General features: G+C 72.4%; 10 protein-coding genes. 3 read left to right on the top strand and 7 right to left on the bottom strand.

What is annotated here, in order from left to right:
* Positions 1-24: 24 nt before the first annotated feature.
* From ACFZAT_RS21340 to ACFZAT_RS21330, 3 genes are read left to right on the top strand one after another with little or no spacing between them, the layout of a single operon-like run.
* Complete coding sequence (locus ACFZAT_RS21340; protein ID WP_391265794.1) at positions 25-573, top strand: hypothetical protein; 549 nt, start codon at positions 25-27, stop codon at positions 571-573.
* Between the two features lie 37 nt (positions 574-610).
* Complete coding sequence (locus tag ACFZAT_RS21335; protein ID WP_391265793.1) at positions 611-952, top strand: hypothetical protein; 342 nt, start codon at positions 611-613, stop codon at positions 950-952.
* Between the two features lie 11 nt (positions 953-963).
* Complete coding sequence (locus tag ACFZAT_RS21330; RefSeq protein ID WP_391265792.1) at positions 964-1395, top strand: glutaredoxin domain-containing protein; 432 nt, start codon at positions 964-966, stop codon at positions 1393-1395.
* Between the two features lie 41 nt (positions 1396-1436).
* On the opposite strand, the gene ACFZAT_RS21325 is transcribed toward ACFZAT_RS21330, so the two are convergent.
* From ACFZAT_RS21325 to ACFZAT_RS21295, 7 genes are all read right to left on the bottom strand, one after another.
* Positions 1437-2324 (bottom strand): NAD-dependent protein deacetylase, encoded by an 888-nt coding sequence (locus ACFZAT_RS21325; protein ID WP_391265791.1) that lies wholly within the window; start codon positions 2322-2324, stop codon positions 1437-1439.
* Between the two features lie 40 nt (positions 2325-2364).
* On the bottom strand, positions 2365-4965 hold the full coding sequence (rph, locus tag ACFZAT_RS21320) for a rifamycin-inactivating phosphotransferase (protein WP_391265790.1): 2601 nt from the start codon (positions 4963-4965) through the stop codon (positions 2365-2367).
* 215 nt (positions 4966-5180) lie between these two features.
* Positions 5181-6188: an adenylate cyclase regulatory domain-containing protein gene (locus ACFZAT_RS21315; RefSeq protein ID WP_391265789.1), complete on the bottom strand. Its 1008-nt coding sequence runs from the start codon at positions 6186-6188 to the stop codon at positions 5181-5183.
* Positions 6185-6634 carry a universal stress protein gene (locus tag ACFZAT_RS21310; protein ID WP_391265788.1) on the bottom strand — a complete coding sequence of 150 codons (450 nt, stop codon included), beginning with the start codon at positions 6632-6634 and terminating at the stop codon, positions 6185-6187. The genes ACFZAT_RS21315 and ACFZAT_RS21310 overlap by 4 nt, the downstream gene beginning before the upstream one ends.
* 135 nt (positions 6635-6769) lie before the next feature.
* Entirely contained in the window at positions 6770-10360 is a 3591-nt protein-coding gene (locus ACFZAT_RS21305) for a S8 family serine peptidase (protein WP_391265787.1), read from the bottom strand.
* A 22-nt stretch (positions 10361-10382) separates the two neighbouring features.
* Entirely contained in the window at positions 10383-13973 is a 3591-nt protein-coding gene (locus ACFZAT_RS21300) for a S8 family serine peptidase (RefSeq protein WP_391265786.1), read from the bottom strand.
* 246 nt (positions 13974-14219) lie between these two features.
* The gene (locus ACFZAT_RS21295) at positions 14220-15026 is read right to left on the bottom strand and encodes a sigma factor-like helix-turn-helix DNA-binding protein (protein WP_391265785.1); all 807 of its coding nucleotides are present in this window, start codon (positions 15024-15026) and stop codon (positions 14220-14222) included.
* Between the last annotated feature and the right edge of the window lie 178 nt (positions 15027-15204).

Raw genomic sequence — 15204 nt, 5'->3', positions numbered from 1 at the left:
CGCACGACCGACCGGGGGGCCTTCGTGAGTCTGACCGCACAGATACTGCCGCTCGCGGGCGTCGCCCTGGGCGCCGTCACCTCGTACCTGGTGACCAGCGCCAACGAGCGTACGAGGTGGCGCAGACAGCAGGCCGTCCGGTGGGACGAACCCCGCCTCGCCGCCTACGCCGAATACGCCCACGCGGTCAAGGAACTGGCCGCCCGCTACCAGATGCTCGCCGCCGGCCGGGGACTCACGACCGGCCCCCTCCCCGTGGAGGCGACGCCCGAGGTCCTGGCCGAGGTCGGACAGCTGGAGTCGCGGCGCTCCGCTCTGTCGGAGACGCTCGGCCTGGTCGGCGAGACCGAGGCGAACACCGCGTCCAAGTCCGTGGACCGCTGCCTGTGGCGCCTCGACGCCCTGGCCCGGGGCGTCGAACCCGCGGTCGAACAGGACTGGGACCAGGCGTACCAGCGGTTCCGCCAGGCGCGCGACCGTTTCGTCGACCGCGCGCGGGCCGGCCTCGGTGTGCCGGGGCCCGCCGGGCGTGCCGTGCCCTGGCCGGACGAGCGGCGGCCCGCCGCCGGCTGAGCGGCACCGGCGCGTCGTGCGCTACCTTCCTGGGGATATGGACGACGCGGCCGAGGCACCCTTCATCGACCCGGAGTCGGACTACCCGTGCTGCTGGTTCTGCCCGGCACTGCGGCTGCCGCGCACCGGCTTCCTCTTCGCGGACCGGCCCAGCAGGGACTGGCCCTTCGACGCGGCGGACGGGTTCCGATACACCGTGGACACCCGGACCCCGGTCTGCGTGCACCCCGGCCGCGTCGGCGTGGCGGCGGAGCTCACCGCCCGGACCTACGTGGACCCGCCGCTGCCGGACCCCGTGCGGGACGACCCGGGCGGACGGGGACGCCGGTGGTGGCGGCTGCGGTGGCCCGGCTTCCGGGCCGCACCGGCACGTCGGTAGCCTGAGGCGCCATGACGCGTGCCTGGCTGCTGCCGATCCTCTTCCTCGCCTCCGGGGCGGCCATCGCCGCCGGGCTGATCGCCCGGGGGAGTACCGGCGAAGGCGTCGTGCTTCTGGTGGCCTTCGCCCTGCTCGCTGGCGTGAACTCGCCCCTGGTGTTCCCGAGGTCCGTCAGCGCCGCGGAGGCCCGGCGCCGCAGCGCGGCCGACGGCCGGCCGGTCGTCTTCTGGCGCCCTGGCTGCGCGTACTGCCTGCGGCTGCGGTTCCGGCTGCGCCGGCACGCCCGACGGCTGCACTGGGTCGACATCTGGCGCGACCCCGAGGCCGCCGCCGCGGTGCGCGCGGTCAACGACGGCAACGAGACCGTGCCGACTGTGCTCGTGGCGGGACAGCCCCACACCAACCCGGACCCGGCGTGGGTACGGGAACAGCTGAGGCCTTAGGGCCTTTCGTTTGGATCCGGCCCTGATCGGCAAGACGCCCCCTAGTCCTCCACGCGCAGTCCCAGCCGGTCCGCCACCGTCCCCAGGGCCGCCCCCAGGGGGAGCCCGATCCGTGCGACCGCCTGGCCGTCGCCCCGGGTCGGCTCCCGGTTGACGATGAGCACCGGCTTCCCGGCCTTCGCCGCCTGCCGGACGAAGCGGAGCCCGGACATCACCGTCAGCGAGGAGCCCAGGACGAGCAGCGAGGACGCCGTACGGACCAGCTCGCGGCAGTGCTCGACCCGCGCCGGGGGCACCGACTCGCCGAAGAACACCACGTCCGGCTTGAGGATGCCGCCGCAGACCTCGCACGGCACCACCCGGAAGTCCCCGACCTGCTCGTCGGTGAGATCGGCGTCGCCGTCCGGATTGACCCCGGCGGCCACCGGCTGGAAGCCGGGGTTCGCCTCTTCGAGCCGCCGGGCGACCTCGCGGCGCGCGACGAACGTCCCGCAGTTCAGACAGACGACCCGGTCCAGGCCCCCGTGGAGCTCCACCACGTCCTCGCTCCCGGCGGCCTGGTGCAGCCCGTCCACGTTCTGGGTGATCACCCCGGAGAGCGCGCCCCCGCGCCCGAACGCGGCGACCGCCCGGTGACCGGCGTTCGGGAGGGCCCGCCGGAACGTCTTCCAGCCGAGGTGGCTGCGCGCCCAGTACCGCTGCCGGGGCCGGGTGCCGGAGGTGAAGTCCTGGTACGTCATCGGGGTGTGCCGGCTCAGGCTGCCGCCTTCGCCCCGGTAGTCGGGGATGCCGGACTCCGTCGAGATACCGGCTCCGGTCAGCACCAGCACACCGCCCCGTCCGAGCGCTTCGACGACGGGTTCCAGGTCGGTGGTGGCCGGGGGCAGCCCCGCGGTGGGGGTCCAGCTCAGAGTGGGGCGCATGCGCATGCGTCCAGGGTACGGAACCGGCCACCCACCGCTCCCGGCGTCAGGACAGCAGCTCGATGTACCCGTCGCTGCCGTGCACGCGGATGCGCTGCCCGTCCCGGATGCGCCGCGTGGCGTGCTCGACGCCCACGACGGCCGGCAGCCCGTACTCCCGGGCGATCACCGCGCCGTGCGTCATCAGCCCGCCCACCTCGGTGACCAGACCGGCGATCCCCACGAACAGCGGCGACCAGCTGGGGTCCGTGAAGGTGGTGACCAGGATGTCGCCCGCTTCGAGGTCCGCCTCGCCCACGTCCAGGATCACGCGGGCCCTTCCCTCGACGGTCCCGGCGGAGACCGGCAGCCCGTTCAGCGCCCCTTCCGGCACGTCGTCCCGCCGGTACGCCCCGTTCACCGCCTCGCCCTCCGAGGTGAGCACCCGGGGCGGGGTGAGCGCACTGTACGCCCGGAACTCCTCCCTGCGCCGCCGGATCAGCTCGTGGTCCACCGCACCGGAGCGCACGGCGTCACCGAACTCCTCGAGGGTGAGGTAGAAGGCGTCCTCCGGGTCGGCCAGCACCCCGGCACCGGCCAGCCGGCCGGCCTCCCGCACGAGGGCCTGCTTGTACAGGAAGTAGCGGCAGACGATCCCGTACTTCGGGTACTCGCGGTACCCGATGAAGGTCCGCACCCGGTCGATCATCGCTTTGGTCTCCTCGGCCTTGCGGTCCCCGTCCGGCAGGGCCCGCAGCCGTGCGAGCACGTCCCGCTCCTTCGCGAGCGCCTTCTGCCGCCCCTCCTCGAAGCGCCGCGCGGCCGTGCCCGGTCCGAAGAGCCGTACGTTGTCGAGGATCACCGGCACGAGCGTGCTGGGCCGCTCGCTCCAGCGCGGCCGGGTGATGTCGATCTCGCCGACGCACCGCATGCCGTACCGGTCGAGATACGCCTCGATGGCCTCCCGCGCCTCCGCGCCGCCGGCCACCTTCCCCAGGCCGTCCAGGAAACCCTCGTCGTCCCCGACACCCCGCAGGTACGCCACCGCCTCCGGATGCGGGCGGATCGCGTCGGCGACATCGAGGAGCGCCAGGCCCATCTCCGAGGTCACGTTGTCGGGGGCGGACAGGGTGAGCGTGTCGGCGGCGTTCTTCTCGCCGAGCCATTCCCCCAGTTTCTCGTTGAGCCACCAGGTGGACTCCATGCCCGCCATGATCGCCTGCATGCTCACCGGGTCGCCGAGCACCCGCTTGTGCTCCTCGAAGGCCCTCGGCAGGAAGTCGAACAGCGCGGGCCCGGAGTGCGTCCGGATGTCCCGCGCCAGGGCGGCGACGGACGCCTCGCTGCGCGCGATCAGCTCGGCGACGACGGCCGGGTCGGTCGCGATCGGGGCGGGCGCGCCAGCGGCGGGCGGCGCGGCGGGCTCCGGGTCCGGGAGCGCCGGGACGAAGCCGGGGTGCGCGAGGACGGTCTCCAGGGCGTCCCTGACCAGTGGGTCGCCCTTGCCCATCATGTCCAGGAGCCCGGACCGGACCGAGGGCGGGCCGAGACGCCGGGTGACGTCCACGAACAGCCGCCCGCCGGCCTCCAGCATCGGAGCCATGGCGGTCAGCCGCCACATCGACAGGCCCAGCGGTTTCATCGCGTCGGTCATCATCTGCTGATGCCCGACGGAGACGTAGACGTGGTTCCCCTCGTCCGCGACCTCCGGGACGGGGAACAGCGTCGTGATCGGCCGGCTCTGGACGATCCGGAAACCGTCGTCGGACAGACACCACTCGATGTCCTGCGGGCGGCCGAAGTGCGCCTCGATCCGCCGCCCGAGCCGGACGAGCCCGAGGACCTGCTCGTCCGTCAGCGCCGGTTCCTCCCGCCGCCGCGCGTCCACGGCGACCTCCCGCGTGCCACCACCCTCCAGCGCCTCGACGGCACGCTTCTTTGCGGCGACCGACCGGGCGGTGATTTCGCCGTCGCGCACGGTGAAGACGTCCGGGTTGACCAGGCCGGAGACCAGGGCCTCGCCCAGTCCGAAGCCGGCGTCCACCGTGGCGTCCCTGCGGTTGCCCGTCACCGGGTCGGCCGTGAAGAGGATGCCCGACGCCCGCGGGAACACCATCCGCTGCACGACGACGGCCATGTGCACGGTGCGGTGGTCGATGCCGCCCCGCCGCCGGTACGTCACGGCCCGCTCGGTGAACAGCGACGCCCAGCACCGGCCGATGTGCCGGAGCACCGCCTCCGGGCCCACGACGTTCAGATACGAGTCCTGCTGGCCCGCGAAGGAGGCCGTCGGCAGGTCCTCCGCCGTCGCGCTGGACCGTACGGCGTACGCGGCGTGCTCGCCGTGCCGGGCGAGCGCGCCGGTGACCGCCGCCACCAGGTCGTCCGGCAGGGGGATCCCCTCGATGGTCCGCCGGATCCCCGCGCTCAGGGTGCGCACGGCCTCCCGGTCGCCCGGGTCCACGTCCGCCAGCCGGGCGAGCTGTTCGGCGACCGCCGGTTCCGGGACCACGACGCGCCGGAAGGCGTCCGTCGTGACGCAGAACCCGCCGGGCACCCGGACGCCCTCGATCCGCAACAGCGTGCCCAGGTGCGCGCCCTTGCCGCCGACGGCCGCGACCGGCGCCCCGTCGGCCTCGTTCAGATCCCACACGTACCGCTCGCGCACGCAGTGTCCTCATTTCCGCAGGTCGGGGTGGTCAGGCCGATGATTCTGCGACACCCCCCGGCCCTTGCCGCAAGCCCCCCGGTGCGCTATATGTTGGTTACGGCAGGGAGAGAGTTCTCCCTGCTTCCTGTTTTTACAGGCCCTGCTTCCTGCTTTGTACGCCGTACCGGGCGTCCCGCCCGCCACCGGCACGCGCCCGCGGCCGCCTCATCCGGTCACGGAACGGGCTTTCCTCTCCGCAGCAGCACCGGTCGCAGTCGGCTGTACCCGCGCACCGACACCGGGCGCAGCGTCCGCAGCGTGTACCCCGCCACCCCCGCCAGCTCCCCGGCGAGCGCGGTGTCGACCAGGACGGACGCGGGGCGGGCCACCGCCGTGAGCCGGGCCGCGATGTTGACCGCTGCCCCGTAGACGTCGCCGAAGCGGCTGATCACGGGGCCGTGGGCCAGCCCGGTCCGCACCTGCGGCAGCTTCGGGTCGGCCTGCGCCCGGGCCGTGAGTTCCAGGCCGATCCCGGCGGCGTCGGCCGCGGACTCGCAGACGAAGAGCACCTCGTCGCCGATGGTCTTCACCACTTGCCCCCGGCCCTCGGCCACCACGTCGCCGGTCATGGCCTCGAACCGGTCCAGCACGCCCACCAGTTCGGTGCCGTCCAGACCACGCGTCATCCGCGTGTACCCCACCATGTCGGTGAACCCGACCGCGCGCTCCCGGACATGAGCGCCGTCACCGGCCAGGGCGCCGTCCTCGCGCTCCTCGGTCAGCAAGTGCCCGGCGTGCGCGACGAGATGGCGGCGCCAGACGTACCGCTGCAGGCGCTCGATCTCCGGCAGCAGCGCCGCCATGTGCGCCAGGAGGGCGTCCCGCCCGGGTGAGGCGTCTTCGTCGCGTCCCATCCAGTCCCGCAGGGTGTCCACCTGCCAGTCGGCGAGCCGGGAGAGGTGGTGGCCGAGGGCGCGGGCCATCAAGGTCTCGCTGTGCTCGGTGATCAGCCCCGCCGCGATGAGGCGTTCCCCCGCCCGCAGGGCCTCCACATCGGCGGCGGTGAACACCCTGGCGTCGTCGTCCACCGCCGGGAAGCCGAGCGCGCGCCACACCCGTACGGCGCGCTCGAACTCCACCCCGGCGTGCGCCGCGACGTCCCGCCGCGTCCAGACCCGGCCCCCGCCGAGCAGCACCTCCTCGACGGACCCCGGCCCGGTGCCGCCAAGCTCCCCGCTCACGTGGTGTGCACGATCAGGACGTCGAGTCCGGCCTTCCTGGCGACATCGGCCGGCACGGAGCCGAGGAGCCGACCCGCCAGAGACCGCAGCCCGCGGTTGCCGACCACCAGGAGGTCGGCCGAACACTTCCGGGCCGTCCGCACGAGCGAGGGCACCGGCTCACCCTCCACGGCGACCGTACGCACCTGCGACGCGCCTTGGAGGCGCGCGCGGTCTCTCGCGGTTCTCAGTGTCTCCTCGGCGGGCGCCGAGCCCACCACCAGGAACGCCTCCGCACCCAACTGGTCCTGGGCTGATGCGAGTTCGGGGCCGCGCATGGGGGCGTACGCGCAGGTGACGACCAGCTCCGCACCGCAGACGGCGGCCAGGCGTGCGGCGGCCTCGACAGCCGCGTACGACGATTCCGATCCGTCCGTGCCGACCAGCAGGGTCCGATAGGCGGTCAAGGCAAACTCCTTACTCTGAAGTAAACTTACTTCGGGGTAAGGTAACGGGCGGCCGCGAACGCGGGCAAGAGCGCGGCGGGCCCGCCCCGGAGGCTCCTCCGGAGCGGGCCCGCCCGTATGCGTGGTCCCCGCTGATCAGCCCGTCAGGTCCGGGCGCTGGGTCACCCGGATCGAGTTGACCAACGGCGTGCCGGTGACCGACCTGAAGGAGACGTTCAGCTGACCGTCCGTCACCTTCACCGTGAACGTCTTGAACAGAGCGGTGCGGGTGCCGCCCGACTCCAGCCGTACGTCCACGTCCGGCACCTTCTCCACGCCCTCACCGAGCACGTCGAAGACGCGCGCGCCCGGCTTCGTCCCGGCCGCCTCGGCGAAGCCCAGCTCCACCTGGTAGACGCCGGACGGGACCCCGTCGAAGCGGTACTCGGACACACCCTCACGTCCCGAGCGCAGCAGCTGCTGCGCCGGGGAGCTGCCGGCACCGGCGATGTCCTTGCGCGTGTACGTCGGCACGGTGTTCCCGCCGGTGAACCCGAACGTGCCCTGCGCGTAGCCGCGGTCCGCGCTCCACGAGTCGCCGAGCGCGTCCACCGACGCGAAGTCCGCACCGGCATCGACTCCCTGCTGATACGCCGGAACCACCAGCTTCAAGGGCAGCGACAGCGACGGCGCACGCGCGCTCTGCGAGGTCAGCACGAGTGTGCCGCTGTACACGGTGCCCGGCTTCGCCCCCGTCGTGTCGAAGGTCAGCGTCACCTCCCGACGGCCGCCCGCCGCCAGCGTGCCGGAGGCGGGGTCGATCTTCAGCCAGGGGACGCCGGACTTCTCCGCGACGGTGTACGGGGCGGCGGAGCCGTCGTTGGTGAGCGTCAGCGTGCGCTCGCGCCGCTCGCCGACGGGGACGGTCAGCTGCCAGCCGTCCGTGTTGTCGGCTCGCACCGCGCCGGTGGCGAGGGCGGTCTCGGTGCGCACCGCGGACAGGCTGCCCAGTTCGGTACTGCGGCTCGTGGCGGTGTAGTCCGGCGCCGAAACCGCGATCTGGTGGGTTGCGTTCGCGGTGACCGGAACCTGCGCCAGGTAGGCGCCGTCCGTCCGCGTGGTAGCCGTCCCGACTGCGGTGCCGCCCCGGGCCACCTTGACAGTGGCCCCGGCGACCGGCTTCCCGTCGTTCGCGTCGGTCACCGTGCCGGACACCACCGCGTGGCCCTCCGGCCGGAACCGGATCGCCATCCCGTCGCGCAGGGACAGCTCGTCGTACGAGTACTGGAGCGCGTCCGTGCCGTCGTGGTTCTCGGCCCCGATGGTCGCGCCCGCGCCCTGCTCGAAACCCTTCTCGCTCGGGTCGAGGCCCTTGTAGTGGAAGCTGTACGTGCCGTCCTCACCGATCACCGCGGCGAACCCGACGCGCTGCGAGGTGTCCCGGGCGATCAGCATGTCCCGCCACTCGACCACGTACTCCCGGTGCGGCGCGGTCCCGCGCACCGCCGTGTAGACGCCGGAGGAGGCGTCCATGGTGAGGTTGTCCCAGAACGGGGAGAGCGCACCGTCGGCACCGCCCTTGGCGGGCAGTGGCCCGTTGTCGCGCAGGTCGAGGTAGCCGAAGATCAGCTGACCGTCCCGGGCGACCCACCCCTTGTCGTACGTGTGGCCGTACAGGGCCACGGGGAACGGCAGGGTGACGGCCTGGTACGCCGAGGACGGAACGGAGACGCCCAGCTTGTCCTCGCCGACCGGGTACTGCGCCGACACCTGCCGGCAGGTGGTGCCGAAGGCGTCGCTGCGCGAGACGAGGGCCACGTCCCTCGTCGTGGAGCCCGACACCACATCGGCGACGATGCCGACGGCCGCCGCGCAGTGATTGAGCGGGGTGAGGCCGATCCGGTAACTGCCCACGGGCAGCGTCAGCTCGTACGTGCCGTCGGACGCCGTGGACGCGTGCACCGGTGTGCCCTGCACCTTGATGGCGACGTCCGCCTCGGTGCCGGAGTCGCTGCGCACCGTCCCGGTCAGGGTGCCCGTGGGGGCGGTGGCCAGGGCGACGTCGTGCACGGCGGAGCCGCCGTCGGTGACGGAGAGCGCGGCCGACTCGGTGACGTAACCGAACTTGGTCACGGTCACCGTGTAGTCGCCGGACACCAGACGCGGAAAGGCGTACGTGCCGTCCTTCTTGGTGGTGAGCGTCGCCCGCATCGGACCGGCCACCGCGACCTCGGCATCCGGGGTGCGGTCGCCGCCCGCCGTGACCGTGCCCGTCAGCGCGCCGACGTGGTCGCGCGGAGCGGCCTGCACGGCCTTGTAGGCGTCGAGCCGGCCCTCGCCGTAGACGTTGTTGAAGTCCGCGGTGCCCCCGCACGAGGTGTCGTCCACGTCAATCGCGGAGTCGTTCAGCACCCCTTCGGTCGCGGTGACGTCACCGCGCAGTGCGGGGGCGGCCGACCAGAGCAGCGCCACCGTGGCGGCGGTGTGCGGCGAGGCCATCGACGTACCGGACTTCGCGGCGTAACCACCACCGGGAACGGCCGAGCGCACATTCACGCCCGGCGCGGAGATGTCCGGCTTGACCGTGCCGTCGACACCGGGACCGCGCGAGGAGAAGGACGCGATCCTGTTGTTGTTGTCGAAGGCGCCCGAGGCGTACGTGTTGGTGTACGCACCGGGTGAGCCGGCCGTGTCGCAGTACGGGCCGGCGTTGCCGTTCGAGAACGCCGGGAAGATACCGGCGTCCCGCCACGACTGCACCATCGCCTGGTACCAGGTGTCCAGGGTGTCGGCGCCCCAGGAGTTGTTGATGACGTCGGGCGCGAGGTCGGGCCGGGGGTTCTCGCCGTCGGCGTCCGTCGGCGCGAGCATCCACTGCCCCGCGGCGAGCAGTGCCCCGCGCGGGCAGCCCTCCGGTGTGCACGCCTTGGCGGCGATCCAGCGGGCACCGGGAGCCACCCCGATCGCGTTGCCCGCCCCGTCGTCGCCGACCATGGTGCCCACGGTGTGGGTGCCGTGCCCGATGTCGTCGCAGGGCGCGGCCGTGCCACAGGTGCGGGTCGCGTCGAACCAGTCGTAGGCGTGGTCGTACGTGCCGTCGGCCTTCATGCCCCGGTAGGCCGCCGCGAGCGCGGGATGCCGGAAGTCGACGCCGGTGTCGATGCTGCCGATGACGATGCCGTCACCCCGCACCCCGAACTCGTTCCAGACCTTGGGCGCGTTGATGCGGTCCACGTTCCACTCGACGCCGTCGACCTCGGCCTCGTCGGTGCCGTTGAGCGCGGGCGGCAGCGGAATGGTGGCGTCGGCCGTGATCGACGCGACATCGGAGCGGGCGGCGATCTTCGCGGCCAGTCTCTTGTCGCCGGTGACCTCGACCGTGTTGCTGATCCAGTACGACTCGTAGGACGCGCCGGCCTGGTCCAGCAGGGCCCGGAGCCCCTGCTGCGAGCTCTTGGCGTACGCGGTCTTCGCCTTCAGCACCGCGCGGCCCCGGCCCGTCCTGGTGGCCGCCTTCTTCGCCGCCGAGGTATCGGCCTGCGAGTCGAGCTGCACCCAGAACGACACCTTGCCGTGCTGCGCGAGGTCGTTGAGCAGGGCGCCGTCCGCCTTGCTCCGCAGAGCCGTCGGGACGGCCGGTTCCGGGTCGGCGGCGACGGCCGGGAGCGCGCCCAGGAAGGGCGCTCCCAGCGCGGTGGCCAGGGCGGTGACGAGCAGCACCCGCCACCGGGATCTGTGTCGGTTCACGTCTGTCGCTCTCCTCATGTGGTCAGCTGCTCAGGTCGGGGCGCTGGGTGACGCGGACGGCGTTGACGAGGGTCTTCTCCGCACCGGTCGCGACCAGGCGGAGGTTCAGCTGACCGTCGGTGACCCGGACCATGAAGGACTTGGCCAGCGCGCGGTAACTGCCGCCGGTGGTATGGGCGATGTCCAGATCGACCAGTTGCACCGAGCCCTCGGCCAGCACATCGGTGAGCCGCTTCCCGGCGGCCGCCTTGCCCAGCTCGGCGAAGTCCAGCTCGATCTGGTAGGTGCCGTCGGGCACGTTGTCGAAGCGGTACTCCACGGCGCCTTCGCGGGCCGTGCGGAAGAGCCTGTCGTCGTCGGTGTCCTCGATGGCGTTCGTGGTCGTCACCTTCGTGGACCGGCCGATGAACCCGTACGACCCCGCCGTGTACTTCACGTCCGGCGACCAGACCTCACCGGCGGAGTCGGTGAACGCCTTGCCCGCGCCGCTGTCGATCGCGGTCCGGTAGCCGGGCACCGACACGGCCACCGGGATCTTGATCTCCGGTGCACGTCCGCTGTCGGACCCGATGACGACGGTGCCCTTGAGAACCGTGCCGGGCGCCACGCCATGTGTGTCGAAGGTCAGGACCACCTCCTGCTCACCGCTCCTGGCGATCCGGCCCTCGGCGGGTGCTGCCGCGAACCAGGAGGCCCCGTCCGCCTCGGTGACGGTGTACGCGGTGTCCGCGCCGGAGTTGGCGAGGGTCACGGTGCGCGTCCGGCTCTCCTCGGCGGGAACGACGACCGTCGTCGCGGAGGCCGGGGCGGCCGAGACCCTGCCCGTCGCGAGGGCCGTCGACAACTGCTCGGCGGAGCCGGCCGCCAGGGACACGGTGCGGCTGTACGCGGTGTAGTGCGGGGCGGAGACGGTCACCTCGTAGTCGGCCTTGTCGCGGGTCACCGGAGTCTGCACCAGGTAGGTGCCGTTCGACAGGGTCGTTCCGGTGGCGACCGGTTCGCCGTCACGGCTGACGGTCACCGCGGCGCCGGAGAGCGCCTTGCCGTCGTTCCCGTCGGTGACCGTCCCGGTCAGAGCGGCGCTGCGGGTGGGCAGGAACTCCACGGCCAGGCCGTTCTGCACCGACGCGTCGTTGTACGAGTACTGCAGGGCATCGGTGCCGTCCGCGTTCTCGGCGCCGATCGTGGCCCCGGCACCGCGGCCGTAGGTGGCGCCCGTGATGTTGCCGTAGTGGAAGGAGTACGTGCCGTCCTCGCCGATCACGACGGAGAAGTCGAGCCGCTGGGTGCGGTCGGTGCTCGACACCATGTTCCGCCACTCCACGATCACCTCGCGGTGCGGCGCGGTGCCCCGGGAGGACCAGTAGATGTCGCTGCCCTGCGTAGCCCGCTGGAGGTTGTCCCAGAAGGGGTAGAGCGAACCGTTCGGGTAGGCGGTCTTCGGGAGGGACACGTTGGCGCTGTTGTTGACGGACGTCTCGAAGCTGAGGTAGCCCTCGATGTTCGCGTACGCCTTCGTGTACGTCTTGCCGTACAGCGCCACCGGGAAGGGCAGGCCGACCGTGGCACTGCCGTCGTAGTTGCTGCTGGTGCTCAGCCGGGTCTCACCGGCCGGGAACGAGGTGTCGCGTGTCGTCCGGCACACGGTCCCGAAGTGGTCGCCGCGGCTCGGCAGCGCGAAGTCCTTGCCGGCCGCTCCGGCGGTGACCTCGACGCCGAACGCCCCGATCGTGGCACACCTGGACAGCGGAGTGATCGTCAACTGATAGGAGCCACTGGGAAGGTCCAGGCTGTAGCGCCCGTCGGACCCGGTCGTGGTCGTCGTGCTCGCGGGGGCCCCGGCGACGACGATCTTCGCACCGGCCTCCGGCCCGGACAGGGTGCTCACCGTGCCGGACAGCGTGCCCGTGGGAGCGACGGCGAGGCTCAGGTCGCGGGTGGCGGAGACACCCTCCGTGACCGTCGCGGTGGCCTCAGCGGACGTGTAGCCGTACTTCGTGACCTTCACCCGGTATTCGCCGACCATCAGCTTCGGCAGGCTGTACGTGCCGTCGGCGTGCGTCTCGGCGAGCGCGTTCATCGGCCCGTCCAGCTCCACGGTCGCGCCCGCCACCGGGGCACCGGCCGAGGTGACGGTGCCGGTGAGGCCGCCGAGCGGACCACGGGGCACGGACGCCACGGCCTCGTAGGCGTCGAGCCGGCCCTCACCGTAGACATTGTTGTTCGCGGCGCTCCCGCCACACGTGGTGTCGTCCACGTCGTGCGCGGTGCGGTCCAGGAGCCGTTCGGTCGCCGCGACATCACCGCGGATCGCCGGGGAGGCCGCCCACATCAGCGCCACGGTCGCGGCGGTGTGCGGTGAGGCCATCGACGTACCCGACATGACGGCGAAGCCGCCGCCGGGCGCCGCCGAGCGGACGTCGACGCCGGGCGCGGAGATGTCCGGCTTGACCGCGCCCTCCTCGCCGGAGCCCCGGGCGGAGAAGTACGCGATGTCGCCCGCACTGTCATAGGCGCCGGTGGCATAGGTGTTGGTGTACGCCCCCGGGGAACCGGCCGTGGCGCAGTTCGGGCCCGCGTTGCCGTTGGAGAAGGCGGGGAAGATCCCCGCGTCGCGCCACGCCTGGACCATGTCCTCGTACCAGGTGTCGATGACGTCGGCGCCCCACGAGTTGTTGACGACGTCGGGGGCGAGGTCCGGACGCGGGTTGTTCCCGGCGCGGTCCGTGGGGGCCAGAATCCACTGCCCGGCCGCCATCAGCGCGTCCTGCGGGCAGCCGAGCGGGGTACACGCCCTGGCGGCGATCCACCGGGCGCCCGGCGCCACACCGATGGCGTTGCCGTCGCGGTCGTCACCGACCATCGTGCCCATGGTGTGCGTGCCGTGGCCGTGGTCGTCGCACGGGGCCTCGCCCGAGCAGGTCGCGGTGGCGTCGAACCAGTTGTACTCGTGGTCGTAGCTCCCGTCGGTCCTCAGACCGCGGTACGAGCTCATGAGCGTCGAGTGCTGGTAGTCGACACCGGTGTCGATGCCGGCGACGACGATGCCGTCACCGCGTACGCCCAGCTCGTCCCAGACCTTGGGCGCGCCGATGCTTTCCACGTTCCACTCGACGCCGTTGACCGCTGGTTCCTGCTCGGCCGGAAACTCCTTCGGCAGCTGGTACAGCCGGTCGGGTTCGATCGCGGCGACCTCGGGCCGGGCGGCTATCTTCCGCGCCAGGGCCTTGTCGCCGGTGACCTTCAGCATGTTGCTGATCCAGTACGAGGTGGCGTGCCCGCCCGCCTTCTTCACGAGGGCCGCGACGCCGGCCTGACTGCTCGCCGCGTGCTTCTTCTTGGCGGCGATCAGGGCCTTGTCCCGGCCCGTCCGCGTCTTCTGCTTCTTCGCGGCGGAGGTGTCGGCCCGCGAGCCGAGGCGCACCCAGAAGGTCGCGGTGTCCTTCTTGTCCAGCTGCCGGACGACTTCGGCGTCGGCCTTGCTCCGCAGGTCGCTCACGGGCGGGGGCGGGGGAGCGGCCGCCACGGGCACCGCTGCCAGGAGCGGCACCCCCATGGCCATGGTGAGCGCGGCGGCCAGCAGGCCGTGGCGTCTCCGGAGTTGCTGTCTCACGTACGGACTCTCTTTCCTGAGGTTTCCGAAGAGGTGCGGGTCAGCGCGGGTCGGGCCGGTGCGTGACGCGGGCAGGGCGACGATCACGCGGTGGTGACCTCAGCAGTATGGGAGCGGCACAGCGAGTCACCGGGGGCCGTGAGCTGACGAGTTGGCGACATGGCGCCCACTCGCCAACCGACCGTCCGGACGGTGGCCGGGGTGTCGAGGGGCACGGCGTGCTCGCCCCCGGACACCGGGAACCCGTCAGATCCAGTTGTTGCGCATCGCGTACCAGCCGAGCTGGAGCCGGGATGTCACCGACGCCAGGTCCATCAGCGCCCGCAGTCTGCGCTGCACCGTGCGGGGCGAGGTGCCCAGCTGCTTCGCCGTCGCCGCGTCGGTCAGGCCGGAGAGCATCAGCTGCAGGATCTGCCGGTCCTCCGGCGAGAGCTCGGCGACCTCGCGGAGATACGGGCGCGAGTGCCGCCACGCGGTGGCGAACAGCTCCGTGACGAGCGTGGTGAGCGGCTGCCGCATCAGTACCGCCCGCTCCGGGCCGAACTGGACCATCGCGGTCTCGCCGTCCGCCACGGCCAGCTTCATCAGCGGGCTGTCGACCACCCGGATCTGCTCGCCGCGCCGCACCCGCTCCTCCAGTGCCGCCACCGCGGCCGGCTCGGCGAGAAAGTCGCGGTCGACCAGCAGCTGGTAGGTGACCCCGGGCGGAGCGCTGAGCGGAGGCGCCCCGGCCTCCCCGTCGCCGGCGGCCGCATCCGGTGACGGGGCGAGCGTCCGGGGGACCGGCGTGATCCTGTTCAAGCCCGTCAGGAACGCCTGGAACGTGTGCCGCGCGCCGGTCTCCAGCTCAAGGATCCGCCGCGCCTGGGCGGCCGCACCGTCCACGGTCTCCACCCGCACCGGCCCCTCGGCCGGCGCTTGTGCGCGGACCAGGCCGGCCACCGCCGCCTCGGCGCGCCGCACATCCTCCGCCAGCCGACGGAAGACGGCGCGCACCTGCTCCGGTGAGGCGTCGGCCCCGTGGGTCCTCTTCGGTCGTCCAAGATCGGGCATGGGCCTCAGTGTTGCCGACAGCATCCGCCCGGTCGTGAGTCCCGAAACGCCGCCCCGAGACCCGTTTGCCGCGCCATCACTGGCCTGAAAGGGCCTGCCGCGGCCCGCCGGCCCAAGGTGGCGAAACTGCGCCATGTCGCGACCTCGCCAGCCCCGGAACGACCCCCGGACGGGCCGG

It is taken from the genome of Streptomyces sp. NPDC008163 (genome assembly GCF_042956885.1).
GTDB lineage: Bacteria > Actinomycetota > Actinomycetes > Streptomycetales > Streptomycetaceae > Streptomyces > Streptomyces drozdowiczii_A.
This window is presented reverse-complemented; position numbering and strand designations above follow the sequence as displayed.